General features: G+C 71.8%; 15 protein-coding genes. 11 read left to right on the plus strand and 4 right to left on the minus strand.

Features of this window, described 5'->3' with window-relative positions:
• Window positions 1-64: 64 nt before the first annotated feature.
• Both gndA and OG899_RS02070 read left to right on the plus strand, forming a co-directional pair.
• A complete protein-coding gene (gndA, locus tag OG899_RS02065; RefSeq protein WP_125499012.1) occupies window positions 65-1,504 on the plus strand; it encodes an NADP-dependent phosphogluconate dehydrogenase in 1,440 nt (479 codons plus the stop codon).
• A 1,124-nt stretch (window positions 1,505-2,628) separates the two neighbouring features.
• The gene (locus OG899_RS02070; RefSeq protein ID WP_125499010.1) at window positions 2,629-3,360 is read left to right on the plus strand and encodes a response regulator transcription factor; all 732 of its coding nucleotides are present in this window, start codon (window positions 2,629-2,631) and stop codon (window positions 3,358-3,360) included.
• Here OG899_RS02070 and OG899_RS02075 read toward each other — a convergent pair.
• Genes OG899_RS02075 through OG899_RS02085 form a run of 3 tightly spaced genes read right to left on the minus strand, consistent with a single transcriptional unit; the run spans window position 3,353 to window position 6,019 of the window.
• Window positions 3,353-4,540 carry a beta-ketoacyl synthase N-terminal-like domain-containing protein gene (locus OG899_RS02075; RefSeq protein ID WP_125499009.1) on the minus strand — a complete coding sequence of 396 codons (1,188 nt, stop codon included), beginning with the start codon at window positions 4,538-4,540 and terminating at the stop codon, window positions 3,353-3,355. The genes OG899_RS02070 and OG899_RS02075 overlap by 8 nt on opposite strands.
• Complete coding sequence (locus tag OG899_RS02080) at window positions 4,537-5,760, minus strand: beta-ketoacyl-[acyl-carrier-protein] synthase family protein (protein ID WP_406310873.1); 1,224 nt, start codon at window positions 5,758-5,760, stop codon at window positions 4,537-4,539. The genes OG899_RS02075 and OG899_RS02080 overlap by 4 nt, the downstream gene beginning before the upstream one ends.
• Window positions 5,753-6,019, minus strand: a complete 267-nt coding sequence (locus OG899_RS02085; protein WP_125499007.1) for an acyl carrier protein — start codon at window positions 6,017-6,019, stop codon at window positions 5,753-5,755. Before OG899_RS02085 ends, OG899_RS02080 begins: the two co-directional genes overlap by 8 nt.
• Window positions 6,020-6,355: 336 nt before the next feature.
• Between OG899_RS02085 and OG899_RS02090 the strand changes: the two genes are divergently transcribed.
• From OG899_RS02090 to OG899_RS02110, 5 genes are all read left to right on the plus strand, one after another.
• Window positions 6,356-7,393: a ketoacyl-ACP synthase III family protein gene (locus OG899_RS02090; protein ID WP_125499006.1), complete on the plus strand. Its 1,038-nt coding sequence runs from the start codon at window positions 6,356-6,358 to the stop codon at window positions 7,391-7,393.
• 409 nt (window positions 7,394-7,802) lie between these two features.
• Window positions 7,803-8,831, plus strand: a complete 1,029-nt coding sequence (locus OG899_RS02095; protein WP_125499005.1) for an AfsA-related hotdog domain-containing protein — start codon at window positions 7,803-7,805, stop codon at window positions 8,829-8,831.
• The gene (locus OG899_RS02100) at window positions 8,828-9,484 is read left to right on the plus strand and encodes an HAD family phosphatase (protein WP_125499004.1); all 657 of its coding nucleotides are present in this window, start codon (window positions 8,828-8,830) and stop codon (window positions 9,482-9,484) included. Before OG899_RS02095 ends, OG899_RS02100 begins: the two co-directional genes overlap by 4 nt.
• A gap of 60 nt (window positions 9,485-9,544) precedes the next feature.
• Entirely contained in the window at window positions 9,545-10,249 is a 705-nt protein-coding gene (fabG, locus tag OG899_RS02105) for a 3-oxoacyl-ACP reductase FabG (RefSeq protein ID WP_125499003.1), read from the plus strand.
• Window positions 10,250-10,381: 132 nt separating this feature from the next.
• A complete protein-coding gene (locus OG899_RS02110) occupies window positions 10,382-10,846 on the plus strand; it encodes an ester cyclase (protein WP_206345049.1) in 465 nt (154 codons plus the stop codon).
• A gap of 165 nt (window positions 10,847-11,011) precedes the next feature.
• Here OG899_RS02110 and OG899_RS02115 read toward each other — a convergent pair whose 3' ends face one another.
• A complete protein-coding gene (locus OG899_RS02115; RefSeq protein WP_125499002.1) occupies window positions 11,012-11,596 on the minus strand; it encodes a TetR family transcriptional regulator in 585 nt (194 codons plus the stop codon).
• A 166-nt stretch (window positions 11,597-11,762) separates the two neighbouring features.
• Between OG899_RS02115 and OG899_RS02120 the strand changes: the two genes are divergently transcribed.
• The 4 genes from OG899_RS02120 (at window position 11,763) to OG899_RS02135 (ending at window position 17,151) form a co-directional block, all read left to right on the plus strand.
• A complete protein-coding gene (locus tag OG899_RS02120) occupies window positions 11,763-13,046 on the plus strand; it encodes an alpha/beta hydrolase (protein WP_356848628.1) in 1,284 nt (427 codons plus the stop codon).
• A gap of 94 nt (window positions 13,047-13,140) precedes the next feature.
• Entirely contained in the window at window positions 13,141-14,724 is a 1,584-nt protein-coding gene (locus tag OG899_RS02125; RefSeq protein WP_406310874.1) for an MFS transporter, read from the plus strand.
• 370 nt (window positions 14,725-15,094) lie between these two features.
• Window positions 15,095-15,931, plus strand: coding sequence for an AfsR/SARP family transcriptional regulator (locus OG899_RS02130; protein ID WP_168130945.1), 837 nt, complete (start codon window positions 15,095-15,097; stop codon window positions 15,929-15,931).
• Window positions 15,932-16,077: 146 nt separating this feature from the next.
• Complete coding sequence (locus OG899_RS02135; protein ID WP_185867901.1) at window positions 16,078-17,151, plus strand: SMP-30/gluconolactonase/LRE family protein; 1,074 nt, start codon at window positions 16,078-16,080, stop codon at window positions 17,149-17,151.
• The last annotated feature ends 42 nt before the right edge of the window (window positions 17,152-17,193 follow it).

Raw genomic sequence — 17,193 nt, forward strand, 5'->3', positions numbered from 1 at the left:
CGGAGGGCGGCAGCAGCCGGGACGGCCGGCGAAGACCGGCACGGACGACTGAGGAGCGAGCGGTATGAGCACGACAGCCCAGATCGGCGTCACGGGGCTCGCGGTCATGGGCCGCAATCTGGCCCGCAACTTCGCACGCAACGGCTACACCGTGGCCCTGCACAACCGCACCGCGCAGCGCACGCACGACCTGGTGGAGCAGTTCGGTCACGAGGGCGACTTCGTGCCCACGGAGAAGCCCGAGGACTTCGTGGCGGCGCTGGAGCGTCCGCGCCGTCTGATGATCATGGTGAAGGCGGGGGAGCCGACCGACGCGGTGATCGAGGAGTTCGCCCCGCTGCTGGAACCGGGTGACATGATCATCGACGGCGGCAATGCCCACTTCGCCGACACCCGGCGCCGCGAGCGGAAGCTGCGCGAGCGGGGCATCCACTTCGTCGGCACCGGCATCTCCGGCGGCGAGGAGGGCGCGCTGCACGGCCCGAGCATCATGCCGGGCGGCTCGGCGGAGTCGTACGCCTCGCTCGGCCCGATGCTGGAGAAGATCTCGGCGAAGGCGAAGGACGGATCGCCCTGCGTCACCCACGTCGGCCCGGACGGCGCGGGGCACTTCGTGAAGATGGTGCACAACGGCATCGAGTACGCCGACATGCAACTGATCGGCGAGGCCTACCAGCTGCTGCGCGAGGTGGGCGGCTGCTCCCCCGCGCAGATCGCGGAGATCTTCCGCACCTGGAACACCGGCCGGCTCGACTCGTACCTCATCGAGATCACCGCCGAGGTGCTCTCCCATGTGGACGCCGCGACGGGCCGGCCGTTCGTGGACGTGGTGGCGGACCAGGCCGAGCAGAAGGGCACCGGTCGCTGGACCGTGCAGATCGCCCTCGACCTGGGGGTGCCTGTGTCCGGCATCGCGGAGGCGGTGTTCGCGCGCTCGCTGTCCGGCCACGCTGACCTGCGCCGGGCCTCCCGGGGCCTGGCGGGACCGAAGGCGTCGCCGCTGCCGGAGTCCGAGGCAGGGGCCTTCGCGGACCGGGTGGAGCAGGCGCTGTACGCGTCGAAGATCGTGTCGTACACCCAGGGCTTCCACGAGATCGCGGCGGGCAGCGCCGAGTACGGCTGGGACATCGACCTCGGTGCGGTCTCCGCGATCTGGCGGGCCGGCTGCATCATCCGCGCGGCCTTCCTGGACCGTATCCGTGCCGCCTACGACGCCCGGCCGGACCTGCCCAGCCTGTTGTCCGACGACACCTTCGCCCAGGAGATCGCGGCGGCCCAGGACGACTGGCGGGAGGTCCTCGTCGCCGCGACCCGCCAGGGCGTGCCCGCGCCCGGCTTCGCCGCGGCCCTCGCCTACTACGACGCACTGCGCGCCGAGCGCCTGCCGGCCGCGCTCACCCAGGGCCAGCGGGACTTCTTCGGCGCGCACACCTACCGACGGGTGGACCGAGAGGGGTCCTTCCACACGCTGTGGGGCGGGGACCGGTCGGAGGTCACGGCGTAGGCCGTGTCTCCCGGCCGCCCCGCCCGACGGACGTCGGACAACAGCTGCGCAGGGCCGTTCCGGCCCGCTCCCTGTGCTTCTCCCCGCCTCACGTCAGCGGCGGCCCCGGCTCGGGGTCGGGCACCGGTTCCGGCCCCGGCGGGATCGGCGACGGCGACGGCTCGGGCGGCGGCCCGGGATGCGGGGGCGCCGGAGGCGGTGCGGGCGGCGGAGGCGGTTCCGGGGCGGGGGGCGGCTCCGGCGGCGGCACCGGATGCGGGCGCGGCGGCGGATGCTCGGGGTCCGGTCCCGGCGTGGGCGACGGCGACACCGGGTCGGGATACGGATCGGTCATGGCGTCCTCCGGCCAGTCGGTCGGCAACGGCGTGGGACTACTGCCCCGCCTACCCGGAGCCCGCGCCGCCAGTCACCCGACGGCAGGACGGCGGGGAGCCGGGTGGGTGCACCCGCCGCCCTCATGGAAGCGGACACGGAGACACGCCCCGTAGCACGGCTGCCCGGCGGGCCTGCGATTGGCCGACAGGACACCGGTGGGTACGACCGCCGCGTCACGGCCCGCGCCAGCGGAGCCGGGCGTGGCCGCCCTGGCCCCGCCCCTGCCGACGTGCGGCGCAGCCGGTCGGACCGCACCCGCAGACGCCCGCCCGAGGCATGAGGCAAGGTGATCTATGTCACCTCACATTGACAGACCAGGTGGCGCATTCGCTACCTTCCGAGGGTCTTGTCATGAGGGTCGGTCCCGGTGCCGGACTGCCTGAACTCCAAGGAGTCTCATGCATGTCCGGCCGAGCGCTGACCGCCTGGCACCGAGCGGGCGCCGGACCGTCACGAGCGGCGGGACGGCATCGCACCCTCACGCTCTTCCACACTCGGACGACTCCCGACGGCACGGCCCGGATCCGGCCTTCCCGGGCCGGCCTCGCACGATGCTGACAAGGGTGTCGGCCGCATCGTCGAGCCCCCCACGACATGGCTGCCCGCCCCGCGGGCGCCGATCCGTCTCCCACGGCGGAGCGGGGCAACGATGATCTGCCACTTACGGGGGGTGAGCGGCCGGATCATGGCTGCCGTGTGGGCGTCCGCTCCTCCTGAGACGTCGGACCGCAACCAACGGGGGATCTTGTATGGCACCGCCAACGATGCGTGTCGTCATAGCGGACGACCACAGTCTGGTCCGTGACGCACTCGGTGAACTCCTCATCAAGCAGGCGAGGTTGACGGTCGTCGGGCATGCGGCCTCCTGTGCCGAGGCAGTCCGGGCCGTGCGTGCGCTGCAGCCGGACTTCGTCCTGCTCAGCCTGCGTATGACGGGACGGTACGGCAGCGAGACGATCCGGAGGATCCGGCAGGCGGGCCCCGCCACGCAGGTACTGGTGCTGTCGGTCCGCTGTCCCCACGAGATCGAGAAACTGCTGGCGTCCGGGGCCGGTGCGTGCCTGCACCAGGACGTCGGCCGGGGCGAGCTGCTGCGCACGATCGACGCCTTGCGCACCGGCCGGCCTGCCGCCGCAGCACCGTGTCCGGACGGCCCGCGTCCGGCCGGGTCGCCGTCCCCGCCGCTGTCAACCTCGGACTTCTCGTTACGGGAGCGCGAAGTGCTCGGCTGCGTGGCCCTGGCGATGAGCAACCGTCAGATCGCCGCGGCCCTCGGCGTCACCGAAGGCACGGTGAAACGGCACCTGCACAACGCCTACCGCAAGCTCGGTGCCGTCTCCCGGGTCGACGCCGTCAACAAGGCGGTCGCGGCCTGCCTGATCCCGGTCCGGCCGCCGCTGCCCCCAGCGGAGGCCGGCCGTACGGCCACGGTCCTCGCCGCGGCGGTACGGCCGGCCGGGCCGGGACCGGCGCTCAGCTGACCGCCGGCGGTCTGCGCAGCAGCGCCGCCGCCACCGAGCCGTCGGCGCCGACGGCGGTCACCAGACCCCAGCGGGCCCGACCGGGCACCGCCTCCTGTTCCCAGAAACCCAGGAGAGCGGCCAGCTGAAGGGCCGCGCCCGCGCTGTGCGTCTCCCCCAGCACGTCCTGCGCCCGCAGCACCACGGGACGGCAGCCGTCCAGGGCCCGACCGCGGCCGCGCGCCTCGACGGCCGACCAGCCCCGCAGCGCGGTGGCGCCGGCCGACACGACCTCCACCTGGTCCGGTGTGACGCCGCCGGCGGCCAGGGCATCGGTCACACAGCGGGCCAACGCCTCGGCGACCGCGGCGGGTCCGTCCTCGGGCGGGGCGAAGCCGGTCTCGCAGGCGTGCAGTTCCGCCACCGTCCGGTGGGCGGCGGTGGTGCCGCGTTCCAGGACGAACACGGCGCCGCCCTCGCCGACCGGGTGCCCGGCGGGCAGTCCGGCCCGGTGCCACGCCCAGGCTCCCTGCGGGCTCAGCTCCTCCATGGACCCGGCCAGCACACGGCCGGCCTGCCCGGTGAGCACGGCGTTGCGCGCGTACCGCAGGGCCGACAGACCGGAGATCCGGCCGCCGGCCAGGGAGGCGTTGACCCCGGTGAAACCGTGGCGCATCGCGACCTGGCCGGCGGCATGGTTGAGCAGGATGCCCGGGAACAGCGCCGGGCTGACCAGGTAGGGCCGCTCCTGCTCGTAGGTGTCGCGGAAGAACTCACCGATCGCGCGGGCGCTGCCGGTGCTGGTGCCCAGGACCACCCCGGTGGTGGACCGCTGCTCCTCGGGCACCGGCTCCGGCAGGCTGCGCAGGGCCAGCTCGCAGGCGGTCATGCCCAGCACGGCCGTGCGGCTGAGACTGCTCAGGCCCTTGTGTCCGAGATGCTCTCGCGGGTCGAAGTCCGGCACGGGCAGCCGGCGCAGCGGCGGCAGCGCCTCGCCGGGCGGCGCTCCGCCGGGCTCGGTGGTCCCGCTCTCCCCGGACGGGAGTGTCCCGGTGCGCAAGGCCTCGCCCAGCACCTTCCCTCCGATGCCGGCCGGGCTCAGCACCCCGTAGCCGGTGATGATCACGGCGGTGGACGCGGTCCGGTGCGTCGCCGGCGCGGTGTCCGTGGTCACGGTATCCGTGACTGCGGCGTCCGTCATTGCGCACTCCCCAGGATGACGATGGCGTTGTTGCCGCCGAAGGCGAAGCCGTGATTCTCCACGATGCGGGGCTGCGCCTCCCGGGCCTCGCGGGCGACGCAGTCGACGCCGGGTCCGAGCGCGGGGTCCGGGGTCCGGACCGTCGCGGTGGGCGGGAGGAAGCCCTCGTGGAGAGCGGCGCAACAGGCGATGGCCCCGAAACCGCTGGCCGCCCCCATGGTGTGTCCCAGCATCGATTTGATGCTGCTGATCGGAGGGATGCGGTCGCCGAACACCTCGCGGACCGCGGCCACTTCGGTCGTGTCGTTGGCCCGTGTGCCGGTGCCGTGCGCACAGATGTAGTCGATCTCGTCGGGTGTGACCCCGGCGTTCTTCTGAGCGCGACGGATGCACTCGGCGATGCCTGCGCGGTCCGGCTGCGTCGGGTGTCTGGCGTCGCAGGTGAGGGCGTATCCCAGCACCTCGGCGTAGACGCGGGCTCCGCGTGCCCGGGCGCTGTCCCAGGACTCCAGGACCAGGGCGACACCGCCCTCGCCGGTGAGGATGCCGGCCCGTGCCTCGTCGAACGGGCGGCAGGCGTCGGGGGCGACGGCGCCCAGACGGTGGAAACCGGCGTGGGTGACACGGTTCACCGCGTCGGCGCCGCCCACCACCATCACATCGGCGCAGCCGCTGCGGATCTGGTCGAAGCCGTAGCCGAGGGCGTAGTTGCTCGCCGCACACGCCGTGCCGAACGTCTGCGCCTCGCCCCGCAGCCGCAGCTCGGTGTTGACGGCCGCCGCGATCCGGTCGGCCGGGGCCTGTGCGATCAGGCCGGGGTCGAGGTCGGCCAGGCCGCGCTCGAGCCACTGCTCGGTCAGGTCCTGGAAGACCCGGGCCTCACCGTTGGTGGTGCCCATGGCACTGCCCGCCCGGCGGGCGGACAGCTCGGCCGTGTCCCATCCGGCGTCCCGCACCGCCAGACGGGCGGCCGCGGCGGCGAACTGGCTGCTGCGCCCCCACTGCCGCGGGTCGAGGCGTTCCAGATGGTCCTCCGGCACGAAGTCGTGGACCTCACCAGCCTGCGTGTGGTCGAACCCCGAGGCGTCGAAGGACCGGATCGGCGAGATGCCGCTGCGGGCAGCCCGCAGCGAGTCGATGAACCCCCGGGCACCGATGCCCAGGCTGCTCACCGCGCCGAGTCCGGTCACCACGACGCGGTGCGCCGTCGCGTCAGACACCCGCGGCCTCCGAGGACGGCAGGTGACGGGCGACCAGGTCGTAGGCGGTCCTCAGGTCCACCAGCTCGGTCATCTCTTCCTGCGCTATCCGGATGCCGAGCCGGCGCTCGAAGCGGGAGACGATCTCGATGACCATCAGGGAGTCGGCTCCGAGGTCCTCCAGGCTCTTGTCCTCGGCGATCTCGTCGGCCGGGACCTCCAGGACGTCGGCGACGATCTGCCGGACCTGGGTGCGCAGGGCGGGCGTGAGGTCGGACATGGCAGTGCTTTCCCTTCTCTGCGAATCTGCGGATCCGCGGATCTATCTGCAGATCGGCGGAACCGCGGATATCTGCGGACGCAAGCGCGATGCGGACATAGGAGCGCGACGACGACCCGGAAACGGTTCCGTTCATTTCCGTCGCCCTCGCCGAGCATGCTGCCACGACGACGACAGCCCGCCTACAGAAGTCCGGCCGCTGCGATCCGTATTCCATTCCGGTTTTATGCGGCGTCCATTTCCATCCAGGTTTGATGCGCCGTCGACGTCCCCTCCGGAGAATGCGGGACGTCGGGACGGTGGCGTCCGGCTGTCGAGGTGAAGGGGCTTGCACCGATGAGACCGCACACACCCGTGGGTATCGTCTCGGCCGCTCTGTGGCTTCCCCACGGACGCGACACGGCCGCCGACGCGGTGGCCGAGGGCCGGCTGGAGGCACGGGTGGCACGCGACCTGGGACACCGTCACCTGCCCGTGGCCGAGGACGTGTCCGCTCCCGACATGGCGGTGCGCGCCGCGTCCGAGGCCCTGGGCCGGTCGGAGGCGGTCGCCGGCGACCTCGCCCTGTTGTGCCACGCGTGGATGTACTACCAGGGGCACGACCTGTGGTCCCCGCCTCACTACATCGCCGACCAGCTGGGCGCGCACGCCGCCCTGCCGGTCGGTGTGCGGCAGATCTGCAACGGCGGAGCGGCCGCCCTGGAACTGGCCGTGGGGCGGATGTCCCTGGAGACCGGCGTGCGGTACGCCCTGGTGACCACCGCGGACCGGTTCGTCCCGCCGGGCTTCGACCGCTGGCGCAGCGACTACGGCGCCGCCTACGGGGACGCGGGCACGGCGGTCCTGCTGCGGCAGCCCGCCGCCGCCTCGGATGCGCTCCTGCTGCGCTCCCTGCACAGCGCGGCGGCACCGCAGCTGGAGGGCATGCACCGGGGGAACGACCCCTTCGCGCGGCTGCCCAGGGACGTCTCCCCGGTCGTCGACATGCGCCGCACCAAGCGGACCTACCTCAGGGAACACGGGACGGACGACTTCCAGAAGATCAACCGCGACATGATCCGGCACGTCCTGCGGCGGGCGTTGCAGGACGCCGGGGTGCGCCCGGACGATCCGCGCATCCGCCTGGCCGTGCTGCCCCGGCTCGGCGCCAAGGTGCTGAACGCCGACTGGATTCCGGTCCTGAGCGCGCTGCTGCCCGTCCCCATGGCCGACTGGGGGACGGACACCGGTCATCTGGGCACCGGGGACCTGGCGGCCGGTCTGCACGACGTGCTGCACGGGGAGGTCCTGCGGCCCGGCGAGATCGCCGTGCTGCTGAACGCCGGCGCGGGCTTCACCTGGACGTGCGCGGTCGTGGAGGCCACACGTCGCTGAGCGACGGCCGCGCGGACCGCGTGGCGGCGAGCGAGGGCCGAGAGAGGCCCGCCCGGGTTTCCGGGCGGGCCTCTCGGCGTGCCTCGTGGGACACGACGAGCACGCCGAGGGGATCCACCGCTGCTGTCACGGTGGTCCCGTCGGCGGGCCGCCTGCCGTTTGTTCATTTCCACCGGTGTCGTGGACGGACGTCCCTTCCCGGTCCTTTTTCAGAATTCTCCGTGCTGATCCGCGGGACGCTGCGCCCGTGCGACGGGTGAAGGAAAAAGCAGGTACCGGGAAAGCGGCCGCACACCGCCGGTGCCACGGGCAGCAGACGACCCCGAACCGGCTTTTCACGCCTTCTTTATACGCCTTTCATGCGCGCCCCGGAGCATCGTGCCGGCACCGAAACACAAGGAGTTCCGACATGACGGCAGCCACCGAAGTCGCCGAGAACGCGGTGACACCGGATCCTCCACCGCCGCCCGCAGCGGGCGATGCCGGGCTGGAGTTCGCGCGCACCGTCGACCGACGGCTGGTGCACCGCGCCGCGGTGAGCGAGGTACTCGTCACCGACCTGCGGCGCGACGGCGACGCGTTTCTGGCCGGGGCTCAGCTTCCGCTCTCGCACGGCTACTTCGGCGACCATCTGCGCCGGCCGGCCACGTTCGATTTCCTGCTCCTGCTGGAGGCCGCCCGGCAGGCGTGCACGGCCGCCGGACACCTGTACTACGGGGTGTCCCGCGACACCGTCCATCTCGTCAACGGTCTCTCGGTCCGCATCACGGACCAGGACGCCCTCGAGGCCGGGACCCGGCCCGGCGAACTGGTCCTGGCGGGCAGCGCCGTGCGCGACGAGGGCACGGACGCACGGCTGCGCGGGCTGCGCTTCGACGTGACCGCGAGCCTGGCCGGACGGCAGGCCGCCCGGATCGGCATCGACACCAGCACCGTGGTGGACGAGGACTACCGCAGACTCCGCTTCTTCCAGCGCCGGTCCGCTCCCCCGGTCACCGAGGACCTGGACACCACCGCGACCGGACGGCCCGCGGACCCCGCCGCCGTGGGGCGGGCCAATCCGCTCAACGTCGTGCTGGGCGAACCGGAGCACGCAGCGGGCGGCACCTTGTCCGCACCGGTCGAGCCGCGGTGGGAGAACCGCAGCCTGTTCGACCACACCTACGACCACATCCCGGCCATGGTGCTGGTGGAGGCGGCGCGGCAGCTGACCCATCTGGCGGGCGTGCCCGTTGCCGCGCCCGTGACCGCGTGCACGGCGCGCTTCACGCGCTTCGTCGAACTGGACAGTTCCGTCACGGTGACGACCAGGACGGCCCGGCCCGGCGCCGCCGGGCCGGCACCGGACGGCCTGCTCGTGGAGTTCTGGCAGAACGGGGCGACGGTGGCCGAGACGGATCTGCGGTTCGGCCCCGCGGCCGGCGAGGAGGAGGCATGACCGCGACGCCCGTCGTCCGAGCGGTGTGGAGCGACTTCGGAGGCGTACTGACCCCACCCATCGATCGTGACCTGCAGGCCTTCTGCGACCGTGAGGGACTGCCCGCCGCCGCGTTCCGGGCAGCGATGGCCGAGGTGGCCCGGCCCTTCGGCGCGGACGTGATGGCCCCGCTGGACACTCCGCTGCTCAGCGAGGAGGAGTGGGCCCGGCGCATGGCGGACGTCCTGGCCCGGGACGCCGGGGTGAAGGCCGACCTGTCCGGCTTCGGCGAGCGATGGTTCCGGGGTCGGCAGACCAACGACGCGTGGCTGCGTTTCCTGCGCGAGCTGCACGACGCGGGTGTGTTCGTCGGCATGCTGTCCAACATGCCCCCGGCCTGGGACCGGCAATGGCGCCGCATGATCGACCCTGCGGGCCTCTTCGATGCGCTGGTCCTGTCCTTCGAGGTCGGCTGCCGCAAACCCGAGCGGCGGATCTTCGAGATCGCCGCGGAGGCCGCAGGGGTACCGGCAGAGGCCTGCGTGCTGATCGACGACTCCGCGGCCAACTGCGCGGGCGCCGAGGAAGCCGGCTGGCAGGCCGTCCACTTCACCGGCGCCGAGCAGGCGGCGGCGCGGCTGCGTCCGCTGCTGACCGCGCCGTCCGATGCCTAGACCGGTTCGCCGCTCGACCGGACCGCCTTGCCTCAGCTGTCCCGACCACAGGAGACCACCGTGTCGAAAACCGTTCTGATCACCGGCGGCAACCGGGGGATCGGGCTCGCCGTCGCGCGCGCGTTCAGCGCGGGCGGCGACAAGGTCGCCGTCACCCACCGCACCGGGGAACCGCCCGAGGGGCTCTTCGGCGTGCGCTGCGACGTCACCGACCCCGGCTCCGCCGAGCGCGCCGTGTCCGAGGTGGAGGCGCAGTACGGCCCCGTCGAGGTGCTCGTCGCGAATGCCGGCATCACCCGGGACGGACTGGCCCCGGTGATGCGTGACGACGACTTCGAGGATGTGCTGCAGACCAACCTGGTGGGAGCGTTCCGCATGGCCCGCCTGGTCGCCCGGTCGATGATCAGCGCGCGGCGGGGCCGGATCGTCTTCATGTCGTCCGTCATGGGCTTTCTCGGCTCACCCGGCCAGACCAACTACGCCGCGTCGAAGTCCGGACTGCTGGGGCTGACCCGCTCGCTCGCCTGGGAGCTGGGGTCGCGCGGCATCACCGTCAACATGGTCACCCCCGGCCTCATCGAGACCGACATGATCCGCCACGTCACCGACAAGCGGCGGGAGCAGCTGCTCGGCCAGACGCCGCTGCGCCGGACCGGCACCCCTGAGGAGGTCGCCGAGGTCGTCCGGTTCTTGGCGAGCGACGGCGCCTCGTACGTCACCGGGGCCGTCGTTCCCGTCGGAGGCGGCCTCGCCATGGGCCAGTAGCGCAGCGGTCCGCCGCAGCACACCGCGCGCCCCACGTACCGCACCACCGCACCCCTGACCGACGAACAACGACGAACAACGACGAACAACGGCGAAGAACGCCGAACAGCGACGAACGACAAGGAGCAACTCGTGACGACCCACGCCCTGACCGACGAGGACGTCCGCAAGATCGCCGTGGACATGGGGCTGATCTTCAACGACGGGGACGAGGAGGCCGCGCACCGGCTCGTCGCCGAGGACTTCATCGACTGGGAGGCCCCGGAGGGCTCGCCCCGCGGGCCGGAGGCCTACGCCAACACCGCCCGTTGGATGCGCGGTGTCTGGGAGGACGCACGCTGGGAGATCGTCGACTCCTTCGCCAAGGGCGACAAGGCGGCCCTGCGGGTGATCTTCACGGGCCGGCAGGTCAAGGACTTCATGGGGATCCCCGCGACCGGCAAGCGGGTCCGGGTCCAGCACATCCACCTCTACCGGATCGCCGACGGCAAGGTCGTCGAGCACTGGGCGGTCCGGGACGACCTGGAGCTGATGCGTCAGCTCGGCGCCTGGGACAAGCCGTTGGAGGGCGCGCCCAAGCCCGCGCCGCGCGCCTGATCCGGCGTCCCCGTCGCGTCTTCCCCTCACACGTGTGGGCGGTACCGCTCCGGTGCCGCCCACACGGCGTTGCCGCACGCCGACCAAGGGCGTGCCCGGTCCGCGGATCCGCGCAGGCAGTGCGCGGCAACCCGGGAATTCCCGGTGGGCGACGGCCCGGTCCGCTCACCGCTTCAGCGGACCCACACCTCTCAGGAGTGTGTCCACGACGGCCGCGGCGAGCGTGTCCGGGTCGAGGCCGCTGGCCGCACGTTCCTGGATCGCCTGCTCGATCAGCGCGTGGTACACGCGCTGCGCCCACGGCAGGTCCGCGCCGGGCCGCAGCAGCTCGGCGTCGCGGGCGCGTTCGAGCAGCCTCATGCCCTTGGCGAAGATGCGCTCGTGCGCGGCGATGGCCTCGGGGTCGCGCAGCTGGGGCTGGTGGACGGCGAACCGCCAGCTGCTCTTGACCTCGATGACGTTCGCGGTGACCTGGTGGAGCGCCACCATGGGCGGTGCGGTCTCCGGCCGTCCCGCGTCGATGGCCTCCTCGACCTGCCGGAAGGCGTGCGAGGCCAGCGCGTCGAGCAGGGCCTCGCGGGAGACGAACCGCCGGTGCACGGTGGTGCGGGCCACGCCCGCGGCGGCCGCGATCTGGGCCAGGCTCGCAGCGGGGTCGTCGCTCAGCACGCGCTCCGCGGTCTCCAGAATCAGCCGGACCGTGCGTTCGGAGTCCGCACGCAGTGGCCGCTGACTTGTGGTGTCCGGCACGGTTCCCGCCTTTCTGCCCGGCTCTCGGCGTCTACCGACTTTATCAACGCACATCCGAGTAGCAAGTACTGGCCTACTTGCAACATGATGTTGCATCTTCGTCGATCTCGGCTACAGTCATGTACCGACTACTGATGGAGTTGCAACCAGCAAGGAGTGTCGTCTCGTGACACAGGGCCAGCAGGACTGGATGGAGACGTACGAGTTCCACGACGGGGTCACCGCGAGCGGCCCCGCTGAGCTGCAGAAGGTCGGCGTCCTGAAGATCGGCCGGCCCGACGCCCGGCGCGTGCTGGTGTGGGTGGGCGGCCGCGAGGGCGGCGCCGCGGTCTTCCGGCACACCGCGCGCTGCCTGGCCAAGGCCGCCGACGACCTCCAGGTGTGGGCGGTCGACCGCCGCGAGCAGAACCTCGCGGATCTCTCCGGCTTCTCCCGCAGCCCCGAGGAGGCCACCGAGTACTACTTGGGCGGCCGGTACCGGGCCAGTGACTCCAAGGACCACCTGTACGCGGCGCAGTGGGGTCTCGCCGTGCTCGTGGAGGACCTGCGGCGCGTGATCCTGGCGGCCTGTGACGGCGGGCGCCGCGAGGTCGTTCTCGGCGGTGTGTCCGTGGGCGCGACCGCCGCGCTGTCCTACGCCGCCTGGGACTTCGACGGCACTCCCGGCCACCGCGACCTGGCGGGCCTGGCCGTCGTCGACGGCGGGGTGCACAACGCCTTCGAGGGCGCCGGTCTGAAGTTCGACCTGCCGCTGGCCGCCGCCGAGGGCTGGCTCGCGCAGATCGAGCAGGGAGCGGTCTTCGAGGACTACACCAGCACCACGGTCGGTCTGGGCACCCGGCCCGAGGACGCCGCTGTCTGGTTCCAGCTGGCGGCTCAGCACGCCCTGGCGGACCCTGACGCCCCGGCTGTGCTCGCCGACCGGCTGCCCGAGGCGGTCCGCACCGACCGCAAGCTGACCAACGCGGGCCTGCTGGGCTGGCTGGTCGACGCCGAGCGCGCCCACCCTTCGTTCTCGGTGCGGGCCGGCACGCTGGAGGACAGCGGCGCCTGGAAGGACGGCGGCCCCACCAGCCTGGCCACCATCGCCGAGGCGTTCGCCGGACCGCAGCCCGGCGCCTGGCTGTGGTACACGCTCAACCGTGTGCTGCTCGACTACGTCGCGGCGCTGCCCTTCACCGAGACCGACGTCACCCGCCGGCTCGGCCTCCGGCTGGCCCACACCAGCGGCATCGACGTCCCGCTGTACGCCTTCCAGTCGGGCCTGACCAACGGCACCACCGGACAGGCGGCCGCCTCGGTCGCCGCCGGCAGCCGGATCCCCGAACTGGCGCTGTACTCCGACACGGCGCTGACCCACCAGGACGTGGTGTACGCCCGCTGGGAGGACAACCGCTTCCTGCAGACCCTGTCGCAGTGGCTGCGCACTCTCCCGGCTCGCGACCGCTGACCGGTCCGTGTGCCCGGGCGGCGGAACCCGTCCCGGCGGTTTCGCCGCCCGGCCGTCCCCCTCCCCGTCTCACCTCGGAAGGAGCAGCAGTCCGATGACTGCCGTCACCGCCCGTGAAGCACCTCCACGGGCCGGCCTCACCCTCTTCGCCCTGTGCCTGGCCGTCTTCATCGTTCCCTACGGCCTGAGCAGCCCTCCGGTCGCCCTGCCGGCGATCGGCCGCGACCTGGACGCCGGCGTCGTTCCCCTCCAGTGGGTGGTCAACTCCTACAACGTGATGGCCGCCAGCTGCATGATGGCCGCCGGCTCCATCGCCGACCGCATCGGCCGCAAGCGGGTCTTCGCCTTCGGTGTCGCCCTGTACGGCGTCTCGTCGCTGATCGGCGCGCTCGCCCCGCACGTCGTCGTTCTCGACGTGGCGCGCGGTGTCTCGGGTGTGGCCGCTGCCTGCATCATGACCGCCGGTGTGTCGGTCATGGCCAACATGTACGAAGGCGCCGCCCGGACCAAGGCGTTCGCCTTCGTCGGGGTCACCATCGGCGCGGGTCTCGCGCTGGGTCCGACGACCTCCGGCCTGCTGTCGTCCGCGCTCGGCTGGCGTTCGGTGTTCTGGATCCACGTCGTCATCACCGCGCTGTCCCTGGCCGGCTTCCGTCTCGTGCAAGAGTCGAAGGACCCGGACGCCAACTCCGTCGACTGGCCCGGCACGGTCACCTTCACCGTCGGCCTGTTCCTGTTCACCCTCGGCGTCATCGAAGGGCCCCAGTGGGGCTGGGCCAGCCCGCAGGTGCTGGGGCTCTTCCTCGGCTGCGTGGTGTTCCTGGCCGCCTTCGTCGCGGTGGAGCGGCGCCAGCGCATGCCGATGTTCGACCTGAGCCTGTTCCGGGAGCCCCGCTTCCTGGCCGTCAACCTGCTGGCCACCGCGGTCTCCTTCGGCTTCGTCGGCCTGATGGTCCTGCTGCCGTCCTACCTCGTCGGCGCCAACGGGCAGAGCGACGGCACGGCGGGCCTGACCATGCTGCTGCTGACCGTTCCGGTCCTGCTCTTCCCGCTCGTCGCCGGGCGTCTGGTGCAGGCCGGGGTCGGCATGCGCGTCGTCCTCAGCTCCAGCCTGATGCTGGTGGCCGCCGGCTGCGCCTGGCTGACGGTGGTTCACCCGGGCATCGGCCTGCTCGGCCTGGCCGGACCACTGATCGTGGTCGGCACCGGCATCGGCCTGATCTACGGCCTGATGGACGGCGCCGCGGTGAGCACCGTCCCGCCCGCCAAGGTCGGCATGGCCAGCGGCATGTTCAACACCATCCGGCTCGCCAGCGAGGCCGTCGCCGTGGCGGGCATGGTGGCCGCCCTGGTCTCCCTCGTCCAGAGCCGGATCGGGGACGGGCTGTCCCGCTTCACCGCCGGGACCGCTCTGCGCACCCGTGAGGTCGCCGACAGCGTCACCAGCGGCGACGTCGACGGCCCGGTCCGGCAAGCGGCCGCCGGCCTGCGCGCCGAGTTCGCGGACTTCCTCCGCACCGGGTACACCGAGGGCTTCCGCATCGTCCTGTGGTGCGCCGCTGCCATCTGCGTAGTCAGCGCCGTGGTCCTGCACCGCATCCTCACCGACCGTCCGGGCGACGCCGACCCGGACACGAAGGAGGGCGAGCGCACCGAGGCCCCCGCAACGGCGGGGTAGCGCGGTCCGGGGCCGTACCGGGGCGGACGCCTGCGGTACGGCGGCCAGGACCCGTCGCTGCAGCGGCCTTCGCCCCTGACCGAGGGCCGGTGCCGACGGCGGGGCCGGCTCCTTCCTCACGGGTCCGCCGTCCGGTGCACGGCGGCCGGACGTCGGACCCGCCCGCTCCCGTGGATTTCGCTCTCGCTTCCCGTGCCCAGCGATACATCCGCACCGTACAGCAGACGGAAAGAACACACAGAATCACGAAGTCGACACAGTGAAGAATCCCCTCGCGAATCAACCTTCGTTGTAATCCCTTGATAGCGCCCGGCGCATGTGTGAGCCTCGAACACACGATGCCGGAGTAAGCGCGAACTCAAGGATCACAATGCTACGGTTCAACATCATCGGGCCGCTGAATCTCACCTGGAATTCCGAGACGATCACCGTGCCACGAGGCCCGAAAGTCCGCCAGTTGCTGACCCTTCTGACGCTCCGGCCCGGATCGGTGGTGTCGCACGGAACACTGGTGGACGAACTATGGGGGAAGGAGCCACCGAAAACAGCGCTCTCAACGGTACGAACACACGTGTACCACCTGCGCAAATCGCTGCGCGAGGCGCTCGGCGAGAGAACGGCGCACGATCCGATCGAGACCTGGTCGACCGGGTATGTGCTGCGCGCGCTGCCGGAACAGGTGGACACCGAGGTCTTCCAGCAGCTCGCCCGCCAGGGAGAGGCTCTGCTCAACCGTGGCGAGCTGGTGGAGGGTGCGCGGCTGATCCGGCAGGCCCTCGCGCTGTGGCGCGGAGACCCACTGACCGATGTGACCCGCGGTCCGGTGCTCACCCAGCACGTGCGGCATCTCGAGGAGCTGCACATGCGCACCCTCCAGTTGCGCATAGACGCCGATATGCGCATGGGCCTGCACTGTCAGATCGCAGCCGAATTGAAAAGACTGGTGGCCTGTCATCCGCTCAATGAATGGCTGCATGGACAGCTCATCACCGCTTTGTACCGCAGCGGACGGCGGGCCGACGCTCTGCATGCTTATCACGACATGCGGAATCTGCTCAGGGAAGAACTCGGGCTCGACCCCTCGACGGAACTCCAGAACCTGTATCAGGCGATCCTGTCGGACAAAGCAGGGAACCACAGTTTCGTGGAATCCCCGGCCGCCCCCGTGAACCGGCTGTTCTCCGGACCCGTCGATCGCGCGTCCTGACCTCCGTCGGCGGATTTCCCCGCCCGGATGAATTCCTGCTCCCTCTGCCCGCCCGCGGCGGCCGATTCTCGTCAGAACGGCGCATGCGGCCATCGTCCCGGGGCCCCGGCCCCTTTCCCCGGCTCCTACACCGAAAAGGCACTGCCATGACCAGACGAATCCGACGCCTGCACCGCGCACTCGTGCCCGCCGCCCTCGCCCTCGCCACGCTCCTGATGCCCTCCACGGCAGTCGCCGGCCCCGTGACGCCTCACACGGCCGGCGCCGGGGCAGCGACGGCCCACGCGGCGCTGCCGGATCTGATCACCGGATCCGGACAGGCCATCCACCCCGAGGGCGTCGTCTGGGACCCGACGCGCTCGGCCTTCCTGATCGGCTCCATCCGGTACGGCACCGTGTCGGTGGTCGGCGGCGACGGCACACCCCGCACCCTGATCGACGACCCCGAGCTGATAGCGACCGGCGGGATCCGCGTCGACGTTCCGCGCAACCGTCTTCTCGTCACCTACGACGACGTCTACGCGGGCCCCGACGCCCTGCTCAGCGTCGGCTCCACGCCCGAGACCCGTGGACGTCACGCCGGACTGGCCGTCTACGACCTGCGGACCGGGAAGCTGAAGCGACGTATCGACCTCGGCGCGGCGCCCGGTCTGCATCTCGCCAACGACATCGCCCTGGACCCGCGTGGCAACGCCTACGTCACGGACTCCTTCTCCGGCCACATCTTCAAGGTCACCCCCGAGGGCCGGGCGTCGACGTTCCTCTACGACCCGGCGCTGGACGCCGGAGCGGACGAGAACGGCCTGCCCAACGTCGGTGTCAACGGCATCGTGTACCACCCCGACGGCTACCTGCTCGTGGTGCGCTACGACACGGGGGCGCTCTTCCGTGTCCCGCTGGACAGGCCGGACGACGTCCGTGAGGTCGACCTGGAGCAGCGCATCCCCGGCGCGGACGGCATGGCCCTCGCCTCGGACGGCACCCTGTGGGCGGCGACGAACACCATCCGCTCCGACGGCATCGACGGGGTCTTCCGGCTCGCCTCGGACGACGGGTGGAACACCGGCCGCACCGTGAGCGTCCAGGAGTCGCCGGAGGCGGCACCCACCACGGTGGCCGTCACCCCGTCCGGCGACTACGTGCTCAGCAGCAACCTCAACGTCCTGTTCGGAAGCGGCGGCGCGCAGACCCGGGACGGCTTCGTGCTGCGCCGCTACTGAGCGCGGGCATCTGTCCGCGGCAGGAACTTCCGCGCAACAACA

Source organism: Streptomyces thermoviolaceus, from assembly GCF_045209695.1.
Taxonomy (GTDB): domain Bacteria; phylum Actinomycetota; class Actinomycetes; order Streptomycetales; family Streptomycetaceae; genus Streptomyces; species Streptomyces thermoviolaceus.